Here is a 20,971-nt window from a genome sequence, read left to right on the forward strand (position 1 = left end):
GTTCCAGAGGGGTCCTCTGGTCCGCTATTCCCAAGAGCCGGAGATGCGCTACCAAACTGCGCTATTCACCGATAATTCTGCTTTCGCTTTACCGAAATCATCAAAAAGCTGATTGCCTTTCGAGGTGGCCTATAATACTGGCAAATCAAACGAACGCAAGGGGATGGAAAAAAAATTTCCGCCCAAGCTTATCACTTGATTATGAAATCATCATTTCAGCCATTTTTTGTAGATGAATCACCAAATATGCATTCAAACGACCAATCGATAACGGACTTGATCCAGATCATCCAGCCGCTGTCCATGCTGATTTAAGCTTGGTTTTAGTTTCCTGACGGAGGATATCACATGGAATTTTGGCTCGATCTGCTCTTCGGTAACCCAGTCGGTTTGTCATCAATGATCGTGATTTTCGGCGCGTTGGGACTGATGATTTTTTATGGCGGCTATTTCGTCTATAAAGCAATGAAGGCTGATGAAAATCAGCAGTAATGTTCCCGTTATCTCCAACTTTGATTGAATCCTGCGGAAACTGACAGGCCCCAGGATTCTTTTTTTTCCCCGCCAGCCACGTATAATCGCTTTAAATTCCGCAGTAGAAAATACAGCACCATGTCTGATCAAGATGAACTGGATCTGTTCCGTGAAATGATGGCTGATGTCGCGCCGCTGGAACAGGACAAAGTGACCCTGGAAAAAAAGCATCAGGTCTCTGAAGCTCAGCTTGCCCGTCAGGTCGCCGCGCAAAGTCTGGCAGACAGCGATCCGGAATATCTGTCGCTGGATTATGCCAACAGGGTCAAACCGGATGATATGCTGGATTTCAAACGCGACGGAGTTCAGGATGGCGTGATCCGCAAGCTGAGACTGGGAAAATACGACATTCAGGCCCGACTTGATTTACACCGCAAAACCCTGAAAGAAGCCAGGGATGAGGTACTCAGTTTCCTGAAACAGTGTCAGCGAATGGATATTCGCACCGTGCTGATTGTGCACGGCAAAGGCGAACGCTCCAATCCACCCGCCCTAATGAAAAGCTATTTAGCAACCTGGCTGATACAAATCAGTGATGTGATGGGCTACCACTCTGCACTACGACAGCATGGCGGCAATGGTGCGCTTTATGTGATGCTGAAGAAAAGCCCGGAGCGAAAGCTGGAAAACAGAGAGCGCCACCAGAAACGTCAGGGCTAAAACGCAGGCAATGATGCCTGCCAGATCACCCGCAACGCCAACGCCAGCAACACGATGCCCGATAAACGGTCAATCAACTGTGCACGGTGTCGCAGCGCTTCCAGCACCGCAGGGCGCGATAATACCAGTGCAATCAGGGTGTACCACAGGCCATCAACCAGCAAAGGGGTGGCAACGATGATCGCGCGATCACTCAACTCACTGCCCACAGCCACAAACTGACTGAACAAAGCCAGAAAAAACAGGGCCAGCTTCGGATTCAGGATGGAAATCATCAGGCCATCCCGCGCGGCTTCTTTCAGACTGGCACACTGACCCGCCGTCAGCTTCGCCGCGACGCCCCCCTTGGAGCGCAATGCGTTCCAACCCAGATAGGTCAGGTAAGCCGCGCCTGCGTACGTCATCACTTGAAATAACACCGGCGATTGCCTGAGTACGACAGCCAGTCCCAGCAAAGTGACCAGCGCATACACCCCGACTCCCAGCGCGTGCGCCCAGGACGTCGCTATCCCATGTAAACGGCCACCGGCCAGACTGTGTTTAGCCACCACAGCCAGGCTTGGTCCCGGAGACATGGCCCCCAGCATGCATATCATCAGCAACGATAGCCAGATCGATAAAGTCATCCGTGTCTCCTGTCAGGCAAGGGATGAAAAAAGGAAACCGCTTCAGCGGGCCAGCGGGGCGAGTTCGCCGCCAGTCAGTTGCAACAGGTCGCCTGGTGCCAGCTCAATTTCAAGGCCGCGACGTCCGGCACTGACACAGATGGTGTCAAACTGCCCGGCCGAGGTATCCAGAAAGGTCGGCAGGCGTTTTTTCTGCCCCAGGGGACTGATCCCACCGACAATGTAGCCCGTGGTTTTTTCCGCGATAGCCGGATCCGCCATGTCTGCTTTTTTGGCACCCGCTGCTTTTGCGGCAGCTTTGAGATCCAGCATGCCAGCGACAGGGACGATTGCCACTGCCAGCTGTTTCGGATCCCCATTACAGGCAAACAGCAGGGTTTTAAAGACTTTCGCCGGATCCTGTCCCAGCACTTCGGCCGCTTCCATGCCAAAGTTGCTGTTGTTGGGATCGTGCTGATACTGATGGACTTGATGGGCAATCTTATGTTTTTTGGCCAGATTAATTGCAGGTGTCATCCTTTCCTCCGACAGATTCATCGGCATCACTATATACCCAAGCGGCCTCACGGCGCCAGAATGAGCAGGAAATCGCTCGTGCCGCGCCCATAAAAAAGCCCACCCGTCGACCGGATGAGCTTTCGCAGTCAGGCTGAAACGCGATCAGCGGTAAACCACTTCACCTTTGGGTTCAAACGCCTGAACATTGATTGGACGATTCGCTTCCAGATAATCTTTCAGCACTTCCGCATCCACAAAGCCTGTATTGACGTAACCGGCATGATTGGTCAGTTTCGGATAACCATCCCCACCCGCTGCATTAAAGCTTGGTACGGTGAAACGGTATACCTGACTTGGGTTCAGCGCTTTGCCGCCAATTTTCACATGGTGAACCTGGCCGTCCTGAACTTCCATCGTCAGACCATAAAACTGCGCGTAAGCACCGGAATCCACCGGCTTGGTTGCCACTGCATTCAGATAATCCAGCACTTCAGCACCAGTCATATCGGTATAAGTGACCATGTTGCCAAACGGCTGAACTTTCAGCACATCTTTATAAGTAATCGCACCACCCGGAATCGAATCGCGCACACCACCGGAATTCATGACAGCAAAATCAGCTTTGGCACGCTGCATGTGTGATGCGGCAATCAAACGCCCCAGATTGGTTTGCTGGAACCGGACCACATTACGATCCCCTTCCAGCTTGCCGTTCGACTCAGAAATCTGAATGTTCAGCTTCGCCTGGCCACGTTCCTGATAAGGGGTCAGGAAGGCTTTCACGTCTTCGTTCTGCGGGATTTCCTGCGCCACAAAGACTTTCTGAGAAGAGCCATCAGCCAGCTTAATCTTCTTCTTCAGATTCACCGGAGTCAGGTTGTAGCTCACCAGATTCAATTCACCATTTTTAAACTCAAAATCCGCACGACCGACGTACTTGCCCCATTCGTAGGCCTGAACAATCCAGGTGCCGTTTTGCTGATCCGGCTGACATTCATCACCCGGTACAAAACTCGGCTTCGCCAGATTCTGGCCTTCCATGCATACAGGTTCCTGTGAGTGACCGCCCACAATCAGATCCAGATCGCCTTCTTTCAGGAATCGGGCCAGAGCAACATCGCCCGGCGCATTCACGCCATGTTTGCCATTGGCGTAATGACCCATATGGGTTGTCGCAATAATCACATCCGGTTTTTCGTTCGCTTTCAGTTCAGCGATGACCTTTTGCGCTTCCGTTTTCGGATCGCGGAACTCGATGCTGCCAATGTACTCGGGGTTACCGATCTTAGCGGTATCTTCAGTGGTCAGACCGATAACGGCAATCTTGATCCCTTGCTGTTCAAAAATCTGGTACGGCTGAAACAGGCGTTCGCCTGTTGCCTTGTCATAAATATTGGCAGACAGCATCGGGAAGTTCGCCCAGCCTTGTTGCTTGCGCAGAACCTCAATTGGATTGTCGAACTCATGATTACCCACCGCCATGGCATCGTAACCCAGCAGATTCATCCCTTTGAAATCCGGTTCAGCATTTTGCAGGTCGGACTCAGGCACACCGGTATTGATATCCCCGCCGGATAACAGCAGGCTGGTACCGCCTTGTGCAGTGACTTCTGTACGCAGTTGATCCAGCAGCGTCTTGCGCGCCGCCATCCCATATTCGCCATCGCGGTTCGTCCAGAAGCGGCCATGGTGATCATTGGTATGCAGAATCGTAAATTGATAAGTTTGGTCTTGCTGCCAGCCGACAGCCTGCTCCTGAGTTGCACAACCTGTCAGTACCATGAACAGACCTGCAGCTAATGCCGTGCGGGTAAACAGTTTTTTTGTCATTTGTCTTCACCTTACGCAGTTTCAAGGTTGCCGCCCCTCCATGGTGGTGGCAGTACCAAAACAGCGCTCAGTGTAAAGGAATCACTCTTCACGGTGGCAAGTGATTTCATCAGAGTGTTAGGGCGATCACTATGCAATCGATACCATTTTTGAATTTGAAGGAGATAGCAACAATATTGCGACCCTTAGCGAAGATTTCATCGCGTTTATGTACCGAAGTCACATTGCTTCAAGCGCCGACATCCACAAGGTTAATTCACCAGTTGACAGCATTCAAAGTACAACATCGCACTCTCATCCTCTGCCCTCCTACAGATCGGTGATAATTTGTACAATTGAAAAATTTATCAATCATTTCCCTCAGGAAATCATCACGTGTTTCACATCTTTCTAATGTATTGAATCCGGAAGAGTTATGCCTTGCAGGAGTCTAAATATACCCAAGGCATCACAACATTAGCCGCATCTAATATTTAAGTTTGAACATACAAGCGTCGTTTTACTCATTAGAATCTCTGCGTTGTTTCGTCTGTTTGTCACAGCTTTTGTGCAACCTGATGAGAAACATCGCTGATAGCATCCGTTCCTTCGTCGAGACCTAAAATGAAACTGACGCTCAAACAAAAACTCATTGGTGCCAGCTTGTCTGCCGTTGTGGTGATGGCCACCGCGCTGACCTGGCTGGCGGCAAGCCAACTTCATGAACAAACTCAAAACAGCATTTTTGACCGGGCGGACAGCCTGAGCAAAACTGCAACCAAAGGGATCAGTGACTGGATCCATATTCGCAGTAATATTACCGGGGCAATGAAGTCTTATATCGAGGCAGAAGATCCAGTGACTTATCTGCAACAAGCGCGTGATGCCGGCGGGTTTGTCCTGACCTATTTCGGAACGCCTTCCGGCAACATGGTTCGTTCAAATCCAGAACGCAACCGTGCAGGCTACGATCCGCGTGTTCGTCCCTGGTATATCAGTGCTCAGTCTGAAAACAAACCGATCATCAGCGAGGCATATCATGATGCCTTGACCAACGCCCTGTTGGTTACACTGGCCGAGCCTGTGAAGAAAAACGGTCAACTGGTTGCGGTTGTAGGTTCAGATGTTCTGATTGATCAGATGATTTCGGATGTGATCAGTCTGGATGTGGGTGAAAATGCCTATGCGATGCTGCTCAATACTCAGGACAACACTTTTTTAGCACACCCAAACAAATCGCTACTGCTGAAGCCCATCAACGAATACGATTCAGCTTTAAGCATGAGCATCATCCATCAGGCGGTCAGCACCCGGACCCTTGTGAATGAAACCATCAAAGGAAAAGAGAAGCTGCTCTACTTTACCCAAGTCCCCGGCACCCCGTGGATTTTAGGTCTGGAGCTGGACAAAGCAACAGAAGAAGCCAGCCAGAGCGAGCTGCTGACCCGGCTGATCCTTGCTTCAATCGTGATTACGCTGGCTGTACTGGCTGCAGTGGCCTGGCTGGTTGGGTTCCTGTTCCGCGATCTGGGTCGGGTATCGGAAGCGCTGGCGGAAATTGCCACCGGTGAAGGCGACCTGACCCAGCGTCTGGAGCCGCGCAGCGATGATGAAGTCGGCCAGCTGGCCCACAACTTCAACCGTTTTGTCGGTAACATGCACGGCATGGTGATGCGCCTGCGGGACGTCTCTCAGTCCCTGAATTCTCAGGCACATCAAACCGCTTCTCAGGCGGAAGAGCGCAGTACCCGCATCCGCCACCAGCAGGATGAAATCAACATGGTGGCCACGGCCATCAATGAAATGGCGGCCGCAACGCAGGAAATTTCCGGCAATGCCGACAACACGGCCCGCACGTCCACAGAAACCGTGCAAGCGGCGGAAGATGGTGCCGCACAGGTCGAACAGAGCCAGCATTCCACCACCAGTCTGGCCGGAGAAGTACAAACGGCAACCGGTGTGATTGGCGAGCTCAATCATCATGCGCAGAGCATTAACACCATTTTGTCGACCATTCAGAATATTGCAGAGCAGACCAACCTGCTGGCACTGAATGCGGCCATTGAGGCGGCCCGCGCCGGTGAACAGGGTCGTGGTTTTGCCGTGGTGGCCGATGAAGTGCGTGTGCTGAGCCAGCGCACCCATGCGTCCACGCAAGAAATTCAGCAGATGATTGAAACCCTGCAGCAGACGACAGGTCGTGCCGTCGGGATCATGGATGACAGCCGCCGTCTGGCGGAAACCAGTGTGGATGATGCCAACTCGGCTTCAGCCAGCCTGACTCAGATCATTTCTGCCATCACCAATATCAGTGATATGGCCACTCAGATTGCTTCTGCTGCGGAAGAGCAGTCTTCTGTGACGTCGGAGATCACCCGCAATACCGAAGGGATCCGGGATGTGTCGAATGAGCTGGCGCAGGAAGCTACGGAAGCAGCCCAGCAGGCGGCGCAGTTGTCTGAACTGTCGCACGAACTGCAACAGGAAATCAGCCGATTCAAGCTCTGATTTCTGCCCTCGACGGCCAGTATTACGGATGATTCTGAACGTTTTGCAAAAACACCCCATGTCGGGGTGTTTTTTTATGCCGGGTGATTCAGACTCATGCTGTCGCAGCCATTCGCCGCTGATGCTTCACAAACACAGCAATCAACGCACTGGCTGCCAGGAAGAAACAGTAGTAAGAATGGCTGACCACTGCCAGTGGCGATAAGCCGAATACCGAACCCAGCAACAGCCCCTGCGCACCATAGGGCAGGATCCCCTGAATCACGCAGGAGAAAATATCCAGCAGGCTCGCAGAACGACGCGGTGTGACGCTGTTTTGCTCCGCCAGCTCACGGGCAACGCCCCCGGCAACAATAATGGCGACGGTGTTATTTGCCGTACAGACATTGGTCAGGCTGACCAGGCCAGCGATGCCCAGTTCACTGGCTCGCTGCGATGGCTCTCCGCCGTTATTCTTGCTGAAAGCCCCAATCAGCTTGTTCATCAGTCGGGTCAGAAACGCCAGACCGCCCTGACGACGCATCAGTTCCCCCAGCCCGCCAATCAGCATCGACAGCAGGAAAATTTCCTGCATATTGCCGAATCCGGCATAGATATCCTGCCCCCAGTTTGCCAGACCATAGTCCGACACCGAGAGTAATCCAACGCTCCCCGCCAGAATGAGTCCAAGGCTGAGCACGACAAACACATTCAGACCCGCGACAGCCAGAACCAGAATAGTCAGATATGGCATAACTTTCAGCCATTCAATTTGGGGGACCGTCGGCGCTTCAGATGGGGTTGAGTGAAACAGGAATAACAGAATCGCAGCCATCGCAGCCGGTAACGCAATAGCAATATTCTCACGGAACTTGTCGCGCATCGCACATCCCTGCGAGCGGGTGGCGGCAATCGTGGTATCCGAGATAATCGACAGGTTATCACCAAACATCGCGCCGCTCAGGACCACACCAGCCGTCAGGGCTTTATCCAGCCCGGCAACTTCTGCAATCCCCAATGCGACAGGGCCAACCGCCGCAATGGTTCCCATTGATGTGCCCATCGCCGTTGCAATAAAGGCCGCAATCACGAAAATCCCAGGCAGAATCAGACTGGCAGGTAACAGCGAGAGGCCCAGATTTACCGTTGCATCCACACCGCCGGTCGCTTTAGCCACAGCGGCAAACGCACCCGCCAGCAGATAAATCATGCACATTGCAATGATGTCGCTGTGTCCGACCCCACGCATAAAGCTTTCAATGCTCTGATTCAGCTTGTCTTTGCTCAGCAAAATGGCCAGCAACACAGCCGGTAAAGCGGCAACCGGCGCAGGCAACTGATAAAAAGCAAAGTCAACATCCTGCCAGGTCAGATAGCTCCCGACACCGATAAACAAAGCCAGAAAAACAGCCAGTGGCAATAACGCCAGTGCAGACGGTTTGATGGGGTCAGAAGAGGATTGTGTGTGGTCGTACGACATAATGACTACAGGGCATACTGATAAATGGGTCGCCTAGACTAATTGCTGCATCCACACGTGTCAACTTCTAGACGTCTAAACATCCATATGCATGACATTGAAATTCACGCCGCCAAATTAACTTTTATGCATATCCCTCCGCATATATACAATACGCTGAATATCTGGCCAATCGGCAGGAATGACAAATTTTTATCCTATTACTGTCAATTATCAGTCAGATCAAACCCTTAAATTTACATATACAACAGTCGTATAGCTATATAGAATTCTCAGGATTCTTTTTCTCCATTTGTCACATTTTTTGTGCAACAAATGAGAAAGCATCAATTTCAGCTTCTGTTCCATCCATCGAGACTCATCATGAAACTGACCCTAAAGCAAAAACTCATAGGTGCCAGCTTATCTGCCGTCGTGGTTATGGCAACCGCGCTGACCTGGCTGGCCGCAAACCAACTTTATCAACAAACACAAAACAGTATTTTCAGCCGAGCAGACAGCCTGAGCAAAACAGCAACCGCAGGGATCAGCGACTGGGTAGAAATTCGTCGTGGCGTCACCAGCGCGATTAAACCCTATCTGGATGCTGACGCGCCCGTACCGCATCTTCAGCAAGCGCGAAATTCTGCTGGCTTTGATGAAATCTATTTCGGAACAACGGAAGGCCGTATGGTGCGCTCCTATCCGGAGCGAAACCGTGCCGGATATGATCCACGTCAGCGTCCGTGGTACATCGATGCACAAAAAGCCAACAAACCTATTATTACCACGGCTTACCGCGATGCCATTACCAATGCACTGTTGGTCACGCTGGCAGAGCCTGTGAACAAAAACGGGCGATTAGCTGCTGTCATCGGTTCTGACGTTCTGATTGATCAGCTGATTTCCGATGTGATCAGTCTGGATGCCGGCAAGAATGCAGAAGCCATGCTGATCAATACTCAGGACAACACGTTTCTGGCACACCGCAATCAATCTCTGCTGCTCAAACCGATCAGTGAGTATGATGCTGCGCTCAGTATAAGCGTCATTCAAAAAGCCGTCAGCACCCGAACGCTTGTGCATGAAACCATTCAGGGAGAAGCCAAGCTGTTCTACTTTACCGAAGTCCCCGGTACACCGTGGATTTTAGGTCTGGAAATGGACAAGGCGACCGAAGAAGCCAGCCAGAGCGAACTGCTGACCCGACTGATCCTGACCTCAATCGTGATTACGCTGGCTGTGCTGGCCGCTGTGGCCTGGCTGGTCGGTTACCTGTTCCGCGATCTGGGCCGAGTGTCTGACGCACTGGCTGAAATTGCCACCGGTGAAGGTGATCTGACCCAGCGTCTGGAGCCACGCAGCGATGATGAAGTCGGCCAGCTGGCCCACAACTTCAACCGTTTTGTCGGCAACATGCACGGCATGGTGATGCGCCTGCGGGATGTCTCTCAGTCACTGAGTTCACAGGCGCACCAGACCGCTTCTCAGGCGGAAGAGCGCAGCACCCGCATCCGCCACCAGCAGGATGAAATCAACATGGTGGCCACAGCCATCAATGAAATGGCGGCAGCCACGCAGGAAATTGCCGGCAATGCCGACAATACTGCCCGCACTTCAACGGATACCGTGAAAGCGGCCGAACATGGTGCAGAGCAGGTTGAACAGAGTCAGTCGTCCACAACCAGTCTGGCCGGTGAAGTGGAAACCGCAACGGATGTCATCAGCGAGCTGAATCATCACGCGCAAAGTATCACCACCATTCTGTCGACTATTCAGAATATCGCAGAGCAGACCAACCTGCTGGCACTGAATGCGGCCATTGAAGCGGCCCGTGCCGGTGAACAGGGTCGTGGTTTTGCCGTGGTGGCAGATGAAGTGCGTGTGCTGAGCCAGCGCACTCATGCATCGACGCAGGAAATTCAGCAGATGATTGAAACCCTGCAGCAGACCACAGGCCGTGCCGTCGGAATTATGGATGACAGCCGCCGTCTGGCGGAGACCAGCGTGGATGATGCCAACTCAGCTTCAGCCAGCCTGACTCAGATCATTTCTGCCATCACCAATATCAGCGATATGGCCACGCAGATTGCGTCAGCGGCGGAAGAGCAGTCTTCTGTGACGTCTGAGATCACCCGTAATACCGAAGGGATCCGGGATGTCTCGAATGAGCTGGCGCAGGAAGCCGGTGAAGCCGCCCAACAGGCCGCGCAGTTGTCTGATCTGTCTCACGAACTGCAACAGGAAATCAGCCGATTTAAGCTGTAATGCCACAAAGCCGGTCAGTCACCGGCTTTCTGAACACAAAATAGAAAGGGGTGTCGTCAGACACCCCTTTTGTTTTTCTTGGCTTCACCTGTATTTCAAGCGCGATTCGCACATGAAGTTTGTTGCGATTTAGTCGATTTCAATCGCATCAAAGCCTTTGATCAGATCATCGAGCTGTTTGATTTGGCTCAGGAAAGGTTCCAGCTTATCCAACGGGAATGCAGACGGGCCATCACAGCGCGCTTCATTCGGATTCGGATGCGCTTCCATAAACAGGCCAGCAATGCCAGCCGCCATTCCGGAACGCGCCAGTGTAACTGTTTGCTCACGACGACCGCCGGATGCAGCACCCAGCGGATCACGGCATTGCAGTGCATGAGTAACGTCAAAGATAATCGGACTGCCTTTGGAAGCTTTCTTCATCACATCGAAGCCCAGCATATCAACCACCAGATTATCGTATCCATGCAGCGCACCACGCTCACACAGAATGATCTGATCGTTCTCACACTCAGCAAATTTCTCGACGATGTTGCCGACCTGCCCCGGACTCATGAACTGAGGTTTTTTCACGTTAATCACGGCACCGGTTTTTGCCATGGCTTCGACCAGATCAGTCTGACGGGCCAGAAACGCAGGTAGCTGAATCACATCCACCACATCCGCCACGGGCTGGCACTGATACTGCTCATGGATATCGGTGATGATTTTCACGCCAAAGGTATCTTTCAGTTCCTGAAAAATTTTCAGGCCTTCTTCCATACCCGGACCACGGTAAGAATGAACCGATGAACGGTTCGCCTTATCAAAAGAAGCCTTAAATACATAAGGAATGCCCAGCTTTTCCGTCACCTTGACGTAATGCTCGCAGATCTGCATCGCCAGATCACGAGACTCCAGGACATTCATGCCCCCAAACAGGACAAAGGCTTTGTCATTCGCGACGTCGATATCGCCAATACGAACCACTTTCTGTTCCATGATGCTTCTCTTCTTTTCTTTGTGATTCTTTTCAGTCACCGGCACTTAGTGAAGCACCGGTGCCTGCGCATTCAATACTTTTACCTGAAGCTTCAACAGTTCCGCTGCGGGATCTTCCGGACACTGCTCAATGAAATAGCTGTAGTCCATCGCCGCGGCATGGCTGCATTCCAGTTGCTGATAAATATAGCCCCGATCGCGGATTTCATGCGGATCACCGGGTCGCAGCAGTAATGCCAGATCGCTGCAGCGCAGTGCATCAGCGTACTGTTCTTCACGCAGCAGCGCGCTTTTCAGCACCGTCAGCCAGCGAGCCAGCACATCGGTGTGGCTGGTCGGCGTCAGATAGCTGTCGCGCCATGGCGCCAGCGGGCCTTTGTGACCTTTCAGCCAGGACCCCAAGGTTTGCTGGCTCACAAACTCACCATCAAACGGATTGATGAACTGAACCGGCGCATCCGGCCAGTCGACACGCAAAATATACTGGGTCGGAAAAGCCACACCGGACACCGGCAATTCCAGATGCTGCGCAACATACATCAGTACCGCGCCCAGACTCACCGGAATGCCTTTACGACGTTCCAGGACCTTGTCGAGATAGGCATTTTCTGCCGCGTAATACTGATTGCGGTCCCCGCAAAAGCCCCATTCGTGATAGAAAAGGCGGATCAGCCCTTCCAGACGTAAATGCGGGTTGGTTTCAGTCATCAAAGCCGCTTCAGCGTCCTGAACCAGCTTATCCAGTTGCAGGCGAACCCACTGAGACGGAAAACCCGGCTCCAGATCCATCATGATATCGATGGCACCATCCACCAGCGTAATGGCTTCGTAATTGCGGCTGCTTACTTCAGTAAAGTGCATCTGTCTTACCCCAGCAGCGGCATTTTAGTGACCGCCAGTTTGCCGGCCATCGCCAGCCAGCCCAGTGCACCTAAAAATGCAAAAGTCTTGAAGACCTTGTTCTTCCCGAACTTCAGCGCAAAAAAGCCCAGTGCAATATAAGCCAGCACACAGGTCAGTTTCTCATTCAGCCAGTCCGCACCTGGGCTGAATGGCATGAAGCCGGTATAAACAATGAGTCCGACCCCACTGAGTAGCAGGAAGGTATCTACGACATGTGGTGTCACCTTCAGGACTTTTTTCTGCATCAAGGGCGAATCAGCCATCATCAGGCCAAAACGAACGACAAACAGCAGCACGCTCATCGCAATAATCGTTAAATGAAAATGTTTTAGTGCTATGTACATCTGGTTTTTCTCTTTATCGTTTCCATGAATGATATTGACCGGAAGGTCTCCATCAGTCCGACCAGCAGCCTAAGCTTACTCTGTCCTGGCCTGCATAATCCTGAACGGTCATCACGTGCTGATAACCCAGTGTGTCAAATATTTCCCGGACGGCCGCGCCCTGCTGATAGCCATGCTCCAGCAACAGCCAGCCCTCCGGATTTAAAAATCGTCTGCTATGGTCGCAGATCCAGCGAATATCCGCCAATCCGGCCTCTTCCGCCACCAGCGCACTGCGAGGCTCAAAACGAACATCGCCCTGACTGAGATGCGGATCGGTTTCATCGATATAAGGCGGATTACTGACAATGACACTGAATCGCTCATCGTCAGACAGCGGACTGAACCAACTACCGCACAAAATCCGGACATGTTCAAAGTGCAGTCGCTGACGGTTTTCTTCTGCCAGTGCCGCCGCTTCCGGACGCAAATCAATGCCGGTAAAGCGACAATCTGGCCGCTCAGAAGCCAGAGCAAGCAAAATCGCTCCGGTCCCGGTGCCCAAATCCAGCACGGCAGCACCTGCAGGAATTTTCTCCAGTGCGAGTTCAACCAGCCGCTCGGTATCCGGTCTTGGAATCAGCGTATGCGGGGCCACTTTCAGAGGCAGCGACCAGAACTCGCGTTCCCCGACAATATAAGCCACCGGTTCACCTTGCTGACGGCGCGCCAGCAGCGCCTGAAATGCAGTATTTTCTGCATCCGTCAACGCTTTTTCCGGCCAGGTCAGCAGGTAGCTGCGCGGTTTGTCCAGAACATGGCAAAGCAAAACAGCCGCATCAATGTGCGGGCTGTCCGAACCGGCTTGGGTCAGTTGAGTAGCAGCCTGTTTCAAGGCCGCTTCAATAGAAGGATTCATCAGCCCTGATCAGCCATCGCAGCCAGCAAGTCGGCCTGATGTTCCTGCAATACAGGCTCGATCAAACTGGCCAGCTCACCTTCCATGACTTCATTCAGGCGGTAGATGGTCAGGTTGATACGGTGGTCCGAGACCCGTCCCTGCGGATAGTTGTAAGTCCGGATCCGGTCTGAACGGTCACCCGAGCCCAGCAGGTTGCGTCGGGTGCTGGCTTCTTCCGCCTGACGTTTCTCTTCTTCAGCTTTGATGATACGCGCTGCCAGCACAGACATCGCTTTTGCTTTGTTCTTATGCTGAGAACGCTCATCCTGACACTCCACCACAATGCCTGTTGGCAAGTGAGTGATCCGGATGGCTGAATCTGTGGTGTTGACGTGCTGACCACCGGCACCCGAGGCACGGAAGGTGTCGATTTTCAGATCACCGGCATTAATTTCAGGAATTTCGGCTTCCGGAATTTCAGGCAGCACAGCCACAGTACAGGCTGAAGTGTGCACGCGCCCCTGCGATTCAGTTGCCGGAACACGCTGAACGCGATGACCGCCGGATTCAAACTTCAGCACACCATAGGCACCTTCACCGCTGATCTTGGCAATCATTTCTTTATAACCGCCATGTTCCGCCTGACTGGCACTCATCACTTCGACACGCCAGCGACGGCTTTCCGCGTATTTGCTGTACATCCGGAACAGATCGCCGGCAAAGATACCCGCTTCATCACCGCCCGCCCCGGCACGGATCTCAATAAAGCAGTTGCGCTCATCGTTGGGATCTTTTGGCAACAACAGCACCTGAAGTTCATCTTCCAGACGCTCAATCTCACTTTTGGCCTGTTTGAGTTCTTCCTGTGCCATCTCACGCAGCTCAGGATCATCCTCATCGGCCATTTCTTCTGCGGTGATCAGATCAGACTGAACCTGCTGGTAAGCCCGAAAACACTGGCTGACTTCTTCCAGCTGTGAATATTCACGGGACAGCGCACGGAATTTATCCTGGTTGGCAATAATGGTGGCATCACCCAGCAGGTGCTGCACTTCCTCGTGGCGTTCAACCAGAGATTCTAATTTCGCTAAAATGGACGGTTTCATCATGTTGACAACATCAGACCTAAATCACGGCCTGCGGCTGATCATCCAGCGGCAGGCCAATTTATCAATCAAATTCGGTTTACCGGCGTCAATCCGCCCGGTTAATCTTTCAGGACATCCAGCCCCAGGGTTTCGCGAATCACAGCCAGCTTTTCAGGCTCACCATCATGGGCGGCCTGCTGCATTGCTTTGGTTGGCGCATGAATCAGCTTGTTGGTCAGCCGGTTACTGAGCTCAGCCAGAACTTTCTCTGGCGAAGTGCCATTGGCCAGCGCCTGTAAGCTCCGGCTTAAGAGTTCGTTTTTCACATCATCCGCATAACAACGGTACTGACGGATGCTATCAACCGCTTCCAGTGAACGAAGCCAGCGCATAAAGGCTGCACTCTCTTCACTGACAATGGCCTCAGCCTGAATCGCCGCAACTTTCCGCTGCTCACGATTTCGTTCAACAATCGTTTGCAAATCATCCACCGTATACAGATAGGCGTCATCCAGTTCGCCCACCTCAGGTTCAATGTCTCTTGGCACAGCAATATCAACCAGCAGCATCGGCTGATGGCGACGCATTTTCAGTGCTTTTTCGACCATGCCTTTGCCAAGAATGGGTAAAGGACTTGCCGTGGCACTAATTACAATGTCTGCCCGGTGAATATGCTCCGGGATTTCAGGCAGCGTCAGCACTTCGGCCCCAAACTCTTCGGCCAGTGCCTGTGCCCGCGCCTGAGTACGGTTGGCAATCATCAGACTGCGGCAACCATGCTCCACCATATGACGTGCGACCAGTTCCGTGGTCTCACCTGCGCCAATGAGCAGCACGCGGGCTTCACTCATCGACTCAAAAATCTGTCGGGCTAACGTGCAGGCTGCAAAAGCAACCGACACCGCATTGCCACCAATATCTGTTTCTGTCCGGACCCGCTTCGCCACGGAAAAGGCTTTCTGGAACAGTTTCTCCAGCATCCCGTCCATGGTGTCATAATCACGGGATTCAGAATAAGACTGCTTCACCTGCCCCAGAATCTGCGGCTCACCTAGCACCAGAGAATCAAGCCCGCAGGCCACTCGCATCAAATGCCGGACTGCTGCCTGCTCTTCATGGTAATAAAGACTCGGCATCAGTTCTTCAGCAGAGATCTGATGAAAACGGCTGAGCCAGTCGATCATGATCCCCGGACCACGATGAGACACATCGCAGTAAATCTCCGTTCGATTGCAGGTCGAAACGATCACACCGCCGTGAACCTCCGGGTGCTGAGCCAGCGTTTGCAGCGCTTCAGTCATTTTTTCCGGCGAAAAGGCAACACGTTCACGCAGGTCTACAGACGCTGTTTTGTGATTGATTCCTAATGCAAGCAAGGTCATGGAGATGGTGTTACCTACTTCTCGATGCGAAAGATCCAGCGGGGCATTTTACTTGATGACCCTGCGTAATAAAAGGATATGCGTTGATTCTGTCTGGCTGAACACGTTTTCAGTGCATTCGCCAAGGATAAAAAACCTGACTTTACAGGCAATTTTCTAAAATGTCATGGCTGAACAAAGTGGAAAGATTCTGAAAAGAAAGTCATGTTATGATAACCGCTTGATGCAATGATTAATCAAGAAAAATGAAATTCAGCATCGGCTGATCTTTCGGGGAAATGTATGCAATTGATGCAAAAAGTAACCGCACCTCTTTTTGCCCTCGCCGCTGGTTTTGCGGCAGGAAAACACCAAAACAAAAAAAGTTCAGGAGCGGGTAAAACACGCGTCATCGGCAGTTTTCTGCTGATCTTGTCGGGTTGCACCACCACCTCCCAATCCGGTCAGCCCGTCACGAGCTGGGACATCCATCAACAAGCGCTTCAGACAATTTCTGGCTATCAGGCCACTGGCAAGCTGGGCTATATCAGTCCGGAACAACGGTTCACCGCCAATCTGAATTGGAAAAATGAGACCGGCGCGGATCACCTCCGGCTGACCAACTTTTTAGGAACCACCTTACTCAAACTGGATACGCAGCCGGGCCGGGCGGTGTTGATTGATAACGACGGCAAACGCTATCAGGGGCCCGACGCCGCTGCACTGGTGCTGAAACTGACTGGCATTTCATTGCCCGTGAATCAGATGCGCGACTGGCTGATCGGCCTGCCGAGCGGTGCTGACACTTATCAGCTCAATGCGGAAAATCGTGTGGCTTATCTGGCCAAGCAGGTCGGCAGTCAGCTCTGGCAACTGGATTACAACGTCTATGATGAATCCGCAACACCAGCCCTGCCGAGTCGTCTGGTCTTATCACAAGGCGACATTCGCATCACGCTGCTGATCAACCGCTGGCAAGTTCAACCTTAACCTTCATGGCATCCAACATGCATCTGACAACAACAACCTGGCCCTCACCCGCGAAACTGAACCTGTTCCTTTATATCACCGGGCGCAGGCCCAATGGCTATCATGAACTGCAAACCCTGTTTCAGTTTCTGGATTATGGCGACACGCTCACCATGACCCCCAGGGAAGATAACGTCATTACTTTGACGCCTGCAGTAGACGGGGTCAAACTTGAAGATAACCTGATTTACCGGGCAGCAGATGCGTTACGAAAGCAAGCCGGAATCACCGCTGGCGCCGATATTCAGCTCCATAAAGTACTGCCGATGGGCGGTGGCTTAGGTGGCGGTTCCTCCAATGCGGCCACCACACTGGTTGCGCTGAACGCCTTGTGGCAAACCCGGTTTACCGCCGATGAACTGGCAGGGCTCGGGCTGGCGCTGGGCGCTGATGTGCCTGTGTTTGTCCGCGGTTTCAGCGCCTTTGCAGAAGGTGTCGGGGAATTATTGCAGCCTGCGGAACCTGAAGAAAAATGGTATCTGGTGGTGAAGCCACAGGTCAGTATCGCAACCGTAGATGTGTTCACTGCACCTGATTTAACGCGAAATACCCCGAAACGGCCGTTATCCGTGCTGTTGGACAGCCAATACGAAAACGATTGCGAAAAAATCGTGAGAAGAATTTACCCTGAGGTTGATATGGCGCTTTCGTGGCTGTTAGAATACGCGCCGTCTAGATTGACCGGCACTGGCGCTTGTGTTTTTGCTGAATTTAGCACTCAGCAAGCGGCTACTGCAACTCTGAACAAACTACCCGACTGGCTCCAAGGCTTTGTCGCCAAAGGGATGAATCAATCGCCATTGATCCATGCCCTGAACGAACATGCTGCGGAAAGTCAGTAAATACAACTTGGACGCAACTGAGGTTTACCCCGTGCCTGATATGAAGCTGTTTGCTGGTAACGCTACACCAGAGCTAGCCCAACGCATCGCTGACCGTCTTTACATTTCACTTGGAGACGCGACAGTGAACCGTTTCTCCGATGGTGAAGTCTGTGTTCAGATTAATGAAAACGTTCGCGGCAGCGACGTCTTTATCATTCAATCGACCTGTGCCCCGACCAACGATAACCTGATGGAACTGGTTGTAATGATCGACGCCCTACGTCGAGCTTCCGCCGGTCGTATCACTGCAGTTATCCCTTACTTTGGTTATGCCCGCCAAGACCGCCGCGTTCGTTCTGCACGTGTTCCTATCACGGCTAAAGTTGTTGCTGACTTCCTGTCTAACGTGGGTGTAGACCGCGTCCTGACTGTTGATCTGCACGCAGAGCAGATTCAGGGCTTCTTCGATGTCCCTGTTGACAACATCTTCGGTTCTCCGGTGCTGCTGGAAGACATGCTGGCCAAAGACCTGCAAGATCCAGTCGTGGTTTCCCCGGACATCGGCGGCGTTGTGCGTGCCCGTGCAACGGCCAAACTGATGGACGACACGGATATTGCCATCATCGACAAGCGTCGCCCACGCGCCAACGTCTCTCAGGTGATGCACCTGATCGGTGACGTTGAAGGTCGCGACTGTATCATCGTTGATGACATGATCGATACCGGCGGCACGCTGTGTAAAGCAGCTGAAGCACTGAAAGAGCGCGGTGCCAAGCGTGTATTTGCTTACGCGACTCACCCGGTTTTCTCTGGCAACGCGCCGGAAAACATCAAGAACTCTGTGATCGACGAAGTGATCGTCACAGACTCGATTACGCTGTCTCAGGCAATGCTGGACACTGGCAAAGTGTCTGTACTGACCCTGTCCGGTATGCTGGCTGAAGCCATTCGCCGTATCAGCAACGAAGAGTCTATCTCTGCGATGTTCGAGCACTAATCGCTCAACCTCTGAGAAAGTTCTGTTATACGCCCCGCCCTGTGCGGGGCGTGTTTGTTTTTATTTATGTCCGCAGCAGTGGTAACATAGCGCGCGTTTTGATCCCGATGACATAGAGAGACCAGCGTGAGTCAAAAAATCCGTTTACTGGTTGGCCTGGCAAACCCAGGTCCGGAATATGCCAAAACACGCCACAATGCCGGTGCCTGGGTTGTGGAAGAACTGGCAAGGATCCACAACATCACCCTGAAAAACGATCCGAAATATTTCGGTCTGACCGGCCGGATCCAATTGAATGGTGATGATCTGCGCCTGCTGGTTCCAACAACATTTATGAATCTGTCCGGGAAATCTGTGTCGGCGCTAGCCAACTTTTTCCAGATTTCACCTGAAGAGATTCTGGTTGCTCATGACGAGCTGGATCTTCCGCCGGGGATTGCAAAATTCAAACTGGGCGGTGGTCACGGGGGCCACAATGGTTTGCGCGATATCATCAGCAAACTGGGCAATAACAAAAACTTTTATCGTCTTCGGGTGGGCATTGGCCATCCGGGAGACAAAAACAAAGTCACAGGTTTTGTTTTAGGCAAAGCCCCGGTGGGCGAACAGTCAATGATTGACGCTGCCGTTGACGAATCTGTGCGCTGCCTTGATCTCTGGCTGAAAGATGGCCTGACCAAAGCACAAAACCGGCTTCATTCGTTCAAAGCCGAGTAAGATTAATCTGACTTTTTCACCATTCCGCAGCCATGCGGGATGCCGGAAGCATCACTATAGGGTTTCAAGCCATGGGTTTTAAATGTGGTATCGTGGGCCTGCCAAACGTAGGTAAATCCACACTGTTCAACGCGTTGACAAAAGCGGGCATCGAAGCTGCCAACTTCCCGTTCTGTACAATCGAACCAAATACAGGCGTGGTGCCTGTGCCGGATCTGCGTCTGGATAAACTGGCTGCGATTGTGAATCCGGAGCGGATTCTGCCAACCACAATGGAGTTCGTTGACATCGCTGGTCTGGTTGCCGGTGCGTCCAAGGGTGAAGGTCTGGGGAATAAGTTCCTGGCCAACATCCGTGAAACTGATGCGATCGGCCATGTTGTTCGTTGTTTTGAAAACGACAACATCGTGCACGTTGCCGGCAAGATCAACCCACTTGAAGATATCGAAGTCATCAACCTTGAACTGGCACTGTCGGATCTGGATACCTGTGAGCGTGCGATTCAGCGTTTAGCGAAACGTGCGAAAGGTGGCGATAAAGACGCAAAATTTGAAATCACAGTGCTGGAAAAAATGCTGCCAACCCTGACTGAAGGCGGCATGGCCCGTTCAGTTGAACTGGCAAAAGAAGAAAAAGCAGCGATTGATTACCTGAACTTCCTGACGCTGAAACCAACCATGTACATTGCCAATGTCAGTGAAGATGGTTTCGAAAACAACCCGTACCTGGACACTGTCATTGAGCATGCCAGTAAAGAAAACGCGGTTGTTGTTGCTGTTTGTGCTGCGATCGAGTCTGAAATTGCAGAACTGGATGATGCGGATCGTGAAGAGTTTCTGGCTGATCTCGGCATTGAAGAACCAGGCCTGAACCGGGTGATCCGCTCGGGTTACGAGCTGCTGAACCTACACACTTACTTCACCGCTGGTGTGAAAGAAGTTCGCGCATGGACCATTCCTGTCGGCGCAACTGCACCTCAGGCTGCTGGTAAGATCCACACCGATTTTGAAAAAGGCTTCATCCGCGCAGAAGTGATCGGCTACGATCACTACATCGAATTCAATGGTGAAAACGGTGCAAAAGATGCGGGTAAATGGCGTCTGGAAGGTAAAGATTACATCGTGAAAGACGGCGATGTGGTTCATTTCCGTTTCAACGTTTGATTCTGCTTCAAAAACGAACCGATTCAGGGCCAGCATTGCTGGCCCTTTTTCGATTCCGCACTTCGGATTGATGCTTTTTTACCCGCCAAATCACTCACCTAGCATGGCAATCGGCCATTTCGTCCAAATAAGCACCGAACAGGCAGATTTTGTAGGGATTCTTAAAAAAACTATTGACGCTCAAAGCTGGGGTAAGCATAATGCGCCCCGTTCCCGAGACAGCGCCAGTTCAATGGCAACAGCGAAATGCTGGCTGAATCGGCATGATGGCTACGTAGCTCAGTTGGTTAGAGCACATCACTCATAATGATGGGGTCACAGGTTCGAATCCCGTCGTAGCCAC

The 20,971-nt window shown here is 52.1% G+C and carries 19 protein-coding genes and 1 tRNA gene; 10 read left to right on the top strand and 10 right to left on the bottom strand.

The genetic code is table 11. The annotated features are described in order from the left end of the window. The first annotated feature begins 348 nt into the window (after positions 1 to 348). The gene (locus Q4579_RS21790) at positions 349 to 492 is read left to right on the top strand and encodes a DUF3149 domain-containing protein (RefSeq protein WP_303566959.1); all 144 of its coding nucleotides are present in this window, start codon (positions 349 to 351) and stop codon (positions 490 to 492) included. Between the two features lie 120 nt (positions 493 to 612). After that, positions 613 to 1,194 (top strand): DNA endonuclease SmrA, encoded by a 582-nt coding sequence (gene smrA / locus Q4579_RS21795; protein ID WP_303566960.1) that lies wholly within the window; start codon positions 613 to 615, stop codon positions 1,192 to 1,194. On the opposite strand, the gene Q4579_RS21800 is transcribed toward smrA, so the two are convergent. From Q4579_RS21800 to ushA, 3 genes are all read right to left on the bottom strand, one after another. Beyond that, complete coding sequence (locus Q4579_RS21800; protein ID WP_303566961.1) at positions 1,191 to 1,820, bottom strand: LysE family translocator; 630 nt, start codon at positions 1,818 to 1,820, stop codon at positions 1,191 to 1,193. The two genes, smrA and Q4579_RS21800, sit on opposite strands and share 4 nt — an antisense overlap. A 42-nt stretch (positions 1,821 to 1,862) precedes the next feature. Beyond that, positions 1,863 to 2,336 carry a Cys-tRNA(Pro) deacylase gene (ybaK, locus tag Q4579_RS21805; protein WP_303566963.1) on the bottom strand — a complete coding sequence of 158 codons (474 nt, stop codon included), beginning with the start codon at positions 2,334 to 2,336 and terminating at the stop codon, positions 1,863 to 1,865. 144 nt (positions 2,337 to 2,480) lie between these two features. Continuing rightward, positions 2,481 to 4,148, bottom strand: coding sequence for a bifunctional UDP-sugar hydrolase/5'-nucleotidase UshA (gene ushA / locus Q4579_RS21810; RefSeq protein ID WP_303566964.1), 1,668 nt, complete (start codon positions 4,146 to 4,148; stop codon positions 2,481 to 2,483). Between the two features lie 603 nt (positions 4,149 to 4,751). On the opposite strand from ushA, the gene Q4579_RS21815 reads away from it, so the two are divergent. Further along, complete coding sequence (locus Q4579_RS21815) at positions 4,752 to 6,635, top strand: methyl-accepting chemotaxis protein (protein ID WP_303566965.1); 1,884 nt, start codon at positions 4,752 to 4,754, stop codon at positions 6,633 to 6,635. Positions 6,636 to 6,729: 94 nt separating this feature from the next. Here Q4579_RS21815 and Q4579_RS21820 read toward each other — a convergent pair whose 3' ends face one another. Then, complete coding sequence (locus tag Q4579_RS21820) at positions 6,730 to 8,094, bottom strand: Na+/H+ antiporter NhaC family protein (RefSeq protein ID WP_303566966.1); 1,365 nt, start codon at positions 8,092 to 8,094, stop codon at positions 6,730 to 6,732. 363 nt (positions 8,095 to 8,457) lie between these two features. On the opposite strand from Q4579_RS21820, the gene Q4579_RS21825 reads away from it, so the two are divergent. Next, positions 8,458 to 10,341 (top strand): methyl-accepting chemotaxis protein, encoded by a 1,884-nt coding sequence (locus tag Q4579_RS21825; RefSeq protein WP_303566967.1) that lies wholly within the window; start codon positions 8,458 to 8,460, stop codon positions 10,339 to 10,341. A 129-nt stretch (positions 10,342 to 10,470) separates the two neighbouring features. On the opposite strand, the gene kdsA is transcribed toward Q4579_RS21825, so the two are convergent. The 6 genes from kdsA to hemA all read right to left on the bottom strand — a co-directional run bounded on the left by kdsA (position 10,471) and on the right by hemA (position 15,919). Continuing rightward, positions 10,471 to 11,325, bottom strand: a complete 855-nt coding sequence (kdsA, locus tag Q4579_RS21830) for a 3-deoxy-8-phosphooctulonate synthase (RefSeq protein ID WP_211649892.1) — start codon at positions 11,323 to 11,325, stop codon at positions 10,471 to 10,473. A gap of 42 nt (positions 11,326 to 11,367) precedes the next feature. Further along, a complete protein-coding gene (locus Q4579_RS21835) occupies positions 11,368 to 12,183 on the bottom strand; it encodes a SirB1 family protein (RefSeq protein ID WP_303566968.1) in 816 nt (271 codons plus the stop codon). A gap of 5 nt (positions 12,184 to 12,188) precedes the next feature. Continuing rightward, the gene (locus Q4579_RS21840) at positions 12,189 to 12,569 is read right to left on the bottom strand and encodes a SirB2 family protein (RefSeq protein ID WP_211646052.1); all 381 of its coding nucleotides are present in this window, start codon (positions 12,567 to 12,569) and stop codon (positions 12,189 to 12,191) included. A 52-nt stretch (positions 12,570 to 12,621) separates the two neighbouring features. Continuing rightward, a complete protein-coding gene (gene prmC, locus Q4579_RS21845) occupies positions 12,622 to 13,467 on the bottom strand; it encodes a peptide chain release factor N(5)-glutamine methyltransferase (protein ID WP_303566969.1) in 846 nt (281 codons plus the stop codon). Further along, complete coding sequence (prfA, locus tag Q4579_RS21850; RefSeq protein WP_303566979.1) at positions 13,467 to 14,555, bottom strand: peptide chain release factor 1; 1,089 nt, start codon at positions 14,553 to 14,555, stop codon at positions 13,467 to 13,469. Before prfA ends, prmC begins: the two co-directional genes overlap by 1 nt. 101 nt (positions 14,556 to 14,656) lie before the next feature. After that, the gene (hemA, locus tag Q4579_RS21855; RefSeq protein WP_303566970.1) at positions 14,657 to 15,919 is read right to left on the bottom strand and encodes a glutamyl-tRNA reductase; all 1,263 of its coding nucleotides are present in this window, start codon (positions 15,917 to 15,919) and stop codon (positions 14,657 to 14,659) included. Between the two features lie 282 nt (positions 15,920 to 16,201). Between hemA and lolB the strand changes: the two genes are divergently transcribed. The 6 genes from lolB to Q4579_RS21885 all read left to right on the top strand — a co-directional run bounded on the left by lolB (position 16,202) and on the right by Q4579_RS21885 (position 20,970). Continuing rightward, positions 16,202 to 16,888: a lipoprotein insertase outer membrane protein LolB gene (gene lolB / locus Q4579_RS21860; RefSeq protein ID WP_303566971.1), complete on the top strand. Its 687-nt coding sequence runs from the start codon at positions 16,202 to 16,204 to the stop codon at positions 16,886 to 16,888. 17 nt (positions 16,889 to 16,905) lie between these two features. Then, a complete protein-coding gene (ispE, locus tag Q4579_RS21865; RefSeq protein WP_303566972.1) occupies positions 16,906 to 17,769 on the top strand; it encodes a 4-(cytidine 5'-diphospho)-2-C-methyl-D-erythritol kinase in 864 nt (287 codons plus the stop codon). A 31-nt stretch (positions 17,770 to 17,800) separates the two neighbouring features. Further along, positions 17,801 to 18,748, top strand: a complete 948-nt coding sequence (locus Q4579_RS21870) for a ribose-phosphate pyrophosphokinase (RefSeq protein WP_211646057.1) — start codon at positions 17,801 to 17,803, stop codon at positions 18,746 to 18,748. A 126-nt stretch (positions 18,749 to 18,874) separates the two neighbouring features. Continuing rightward, the gene (pth, locus tag Q4579_RS21875) at positions 18,875 to 19,465 is read left to right on the top strand and encodes an aminoacyl-tRNA hydrolase (protein WP_211646058.1); all 591 of its coding nucleotides are present in this window, start codon (positions 18,875 to 18,877) and stop codon (positions 19,463 to 19,465) included. A gap of 71 nt (positions 19,466 to 19,536) precedes the next feature. Beyond that, positions 19,537 to 20,628 carry a redox-regulated ATPase YchF gene (gene ychF, locus Q4579_RS21880; protein ID WP_211646059.1) on the top strand — a complete coding sequence of 364 codons (1,092 nt, stop codon included), beginning with the start codon at positions 19,537 to 19,539 and terminating at the stop codon, positions 20,626 to 20,628. 268 nt (positions 20,629 to 20,896) lie between these two features. Then, positions 20,897 to 20,970, top strand: a tRNA-Met gene (locus tag Q4579_RS21885). Position 20,971 lies beyond the last annotated feature (1 nt).

The sequence above is a fragment of the Photobacterium sp. 1_MG-2023 genome (genome assembly GCF_030547945.1).
Taxonomy (GTDB): Bacteria; Pseudomonadota; Gammaproteobacteria; order Enterobacterales; family Vibrionaceae; genus Photobacterium.

Bases quoted from the DNA above. Each gene is read 5' to 3' on its own strand.
- Q4579_RS21790 (WP_303566959.1), top strand. From the start codon at position 349: ATGGAATTTTGGCTCGATCTGCTCTTCGGTAACCCAGTCGGTTTGTCA.
- smrA (WP_303566960.1), top strand. From the start codon at position 613: ATGTCTGATCAAGATGAACTGGATCTGTTCCGTGAAATGATGGCTGAT.
- Q4579_RS21800 (WP_303566961.1), bottom strand. From the start codon at position 1,820: ATGACTTTATCGATCTGGCTATCGTTGCTGATGATATGCATGCTGGGG.
- ybaK (WP_303566963.1), bottom strand. From the start codon at position 2,336: ATGACACCTGCAATTAATCTGGCCAAAAAACATAAGATTGCCCATCAA.
- ushA (WP_303566964.1), bottom strand. From the start codon at position 4,148: ATGACAAAAAAACTGTTTACCCGCACGGCATTAGCTGCAGGTCTGTTC.
- Q4579_RS21815 (WP_303566965.1), top strand. From the start codon at position 4,752: ATGAAACTGACGCTCAAACAAAAACTCATTGGTGCCAGCTTGTCTGCC.
- Q4579_RS21820 (WP_303566966.1), bottom strand. From the start codon at position 8,094: ATGTCGTACGACCACACACAATCCTCTTCTGACCCCATCAAACCGTCT.
- Q4579_RS21825 (WP_303566967.1), top strand. From the start codon at position 8,458: ATGAAACTGACCCTAAAGCAAAAACTCATAGGTGCCAGCTTATCTGCC.
- Q4579_RS21835 (WP_303566968.1), bottom strand. From the start codon at position 12,183: ATGCACTTTACTGAAGTAAGCAGCCGCAATTACGAAGCCATTACGCTG.
- Q4579_RS21840 (WP_211646052.1), bottom strand. From the start codon at position 12,569: ATGTACATAGCACTAAAACATTTTCATTTAACGATTATTGCGATGAGC.
- prmC (WP_303566969.1), bottom strand. From the start codon at position 13,467: ATGAATCCTTCTATTGAAGCGGCCTTGAAACAGGCTGCTACTCAACTG.
- prfA (WP_303566979.1), bottom strand. From the start codon at position 14,555: ATGAAACCGTCCATTTTAGCGAAATTAGAATCTCTGGTTGAACGCCAC.
- hemA (WP_303566970.1), bottom strand. From the start codon at position 15,919: ATGACCTTGCTTGCATTAGGAATCAATCACAAAACAGCGTCTGTAGAC.
- lolB (WP_303566971.1), top strand. From the start codon at position 16,202: ATGCAATTGATGCAAAAAGTAACCGCACCTCTTTTTGCCCTCGCCGCT.
- ispE (WP_303566972.1), top strand. From the start codon at position 16,906: ATGCATCTGACAACAACAACCTGGCCCTCACCCGCGAAACTGAACCTG.
- ychF (WP_211646059.1), top strand. From the start codon at position 19,537: ATGGGTTTTAAATGTGGTATCGTGGGCCTGCCAAACGTAGGTAAATCC.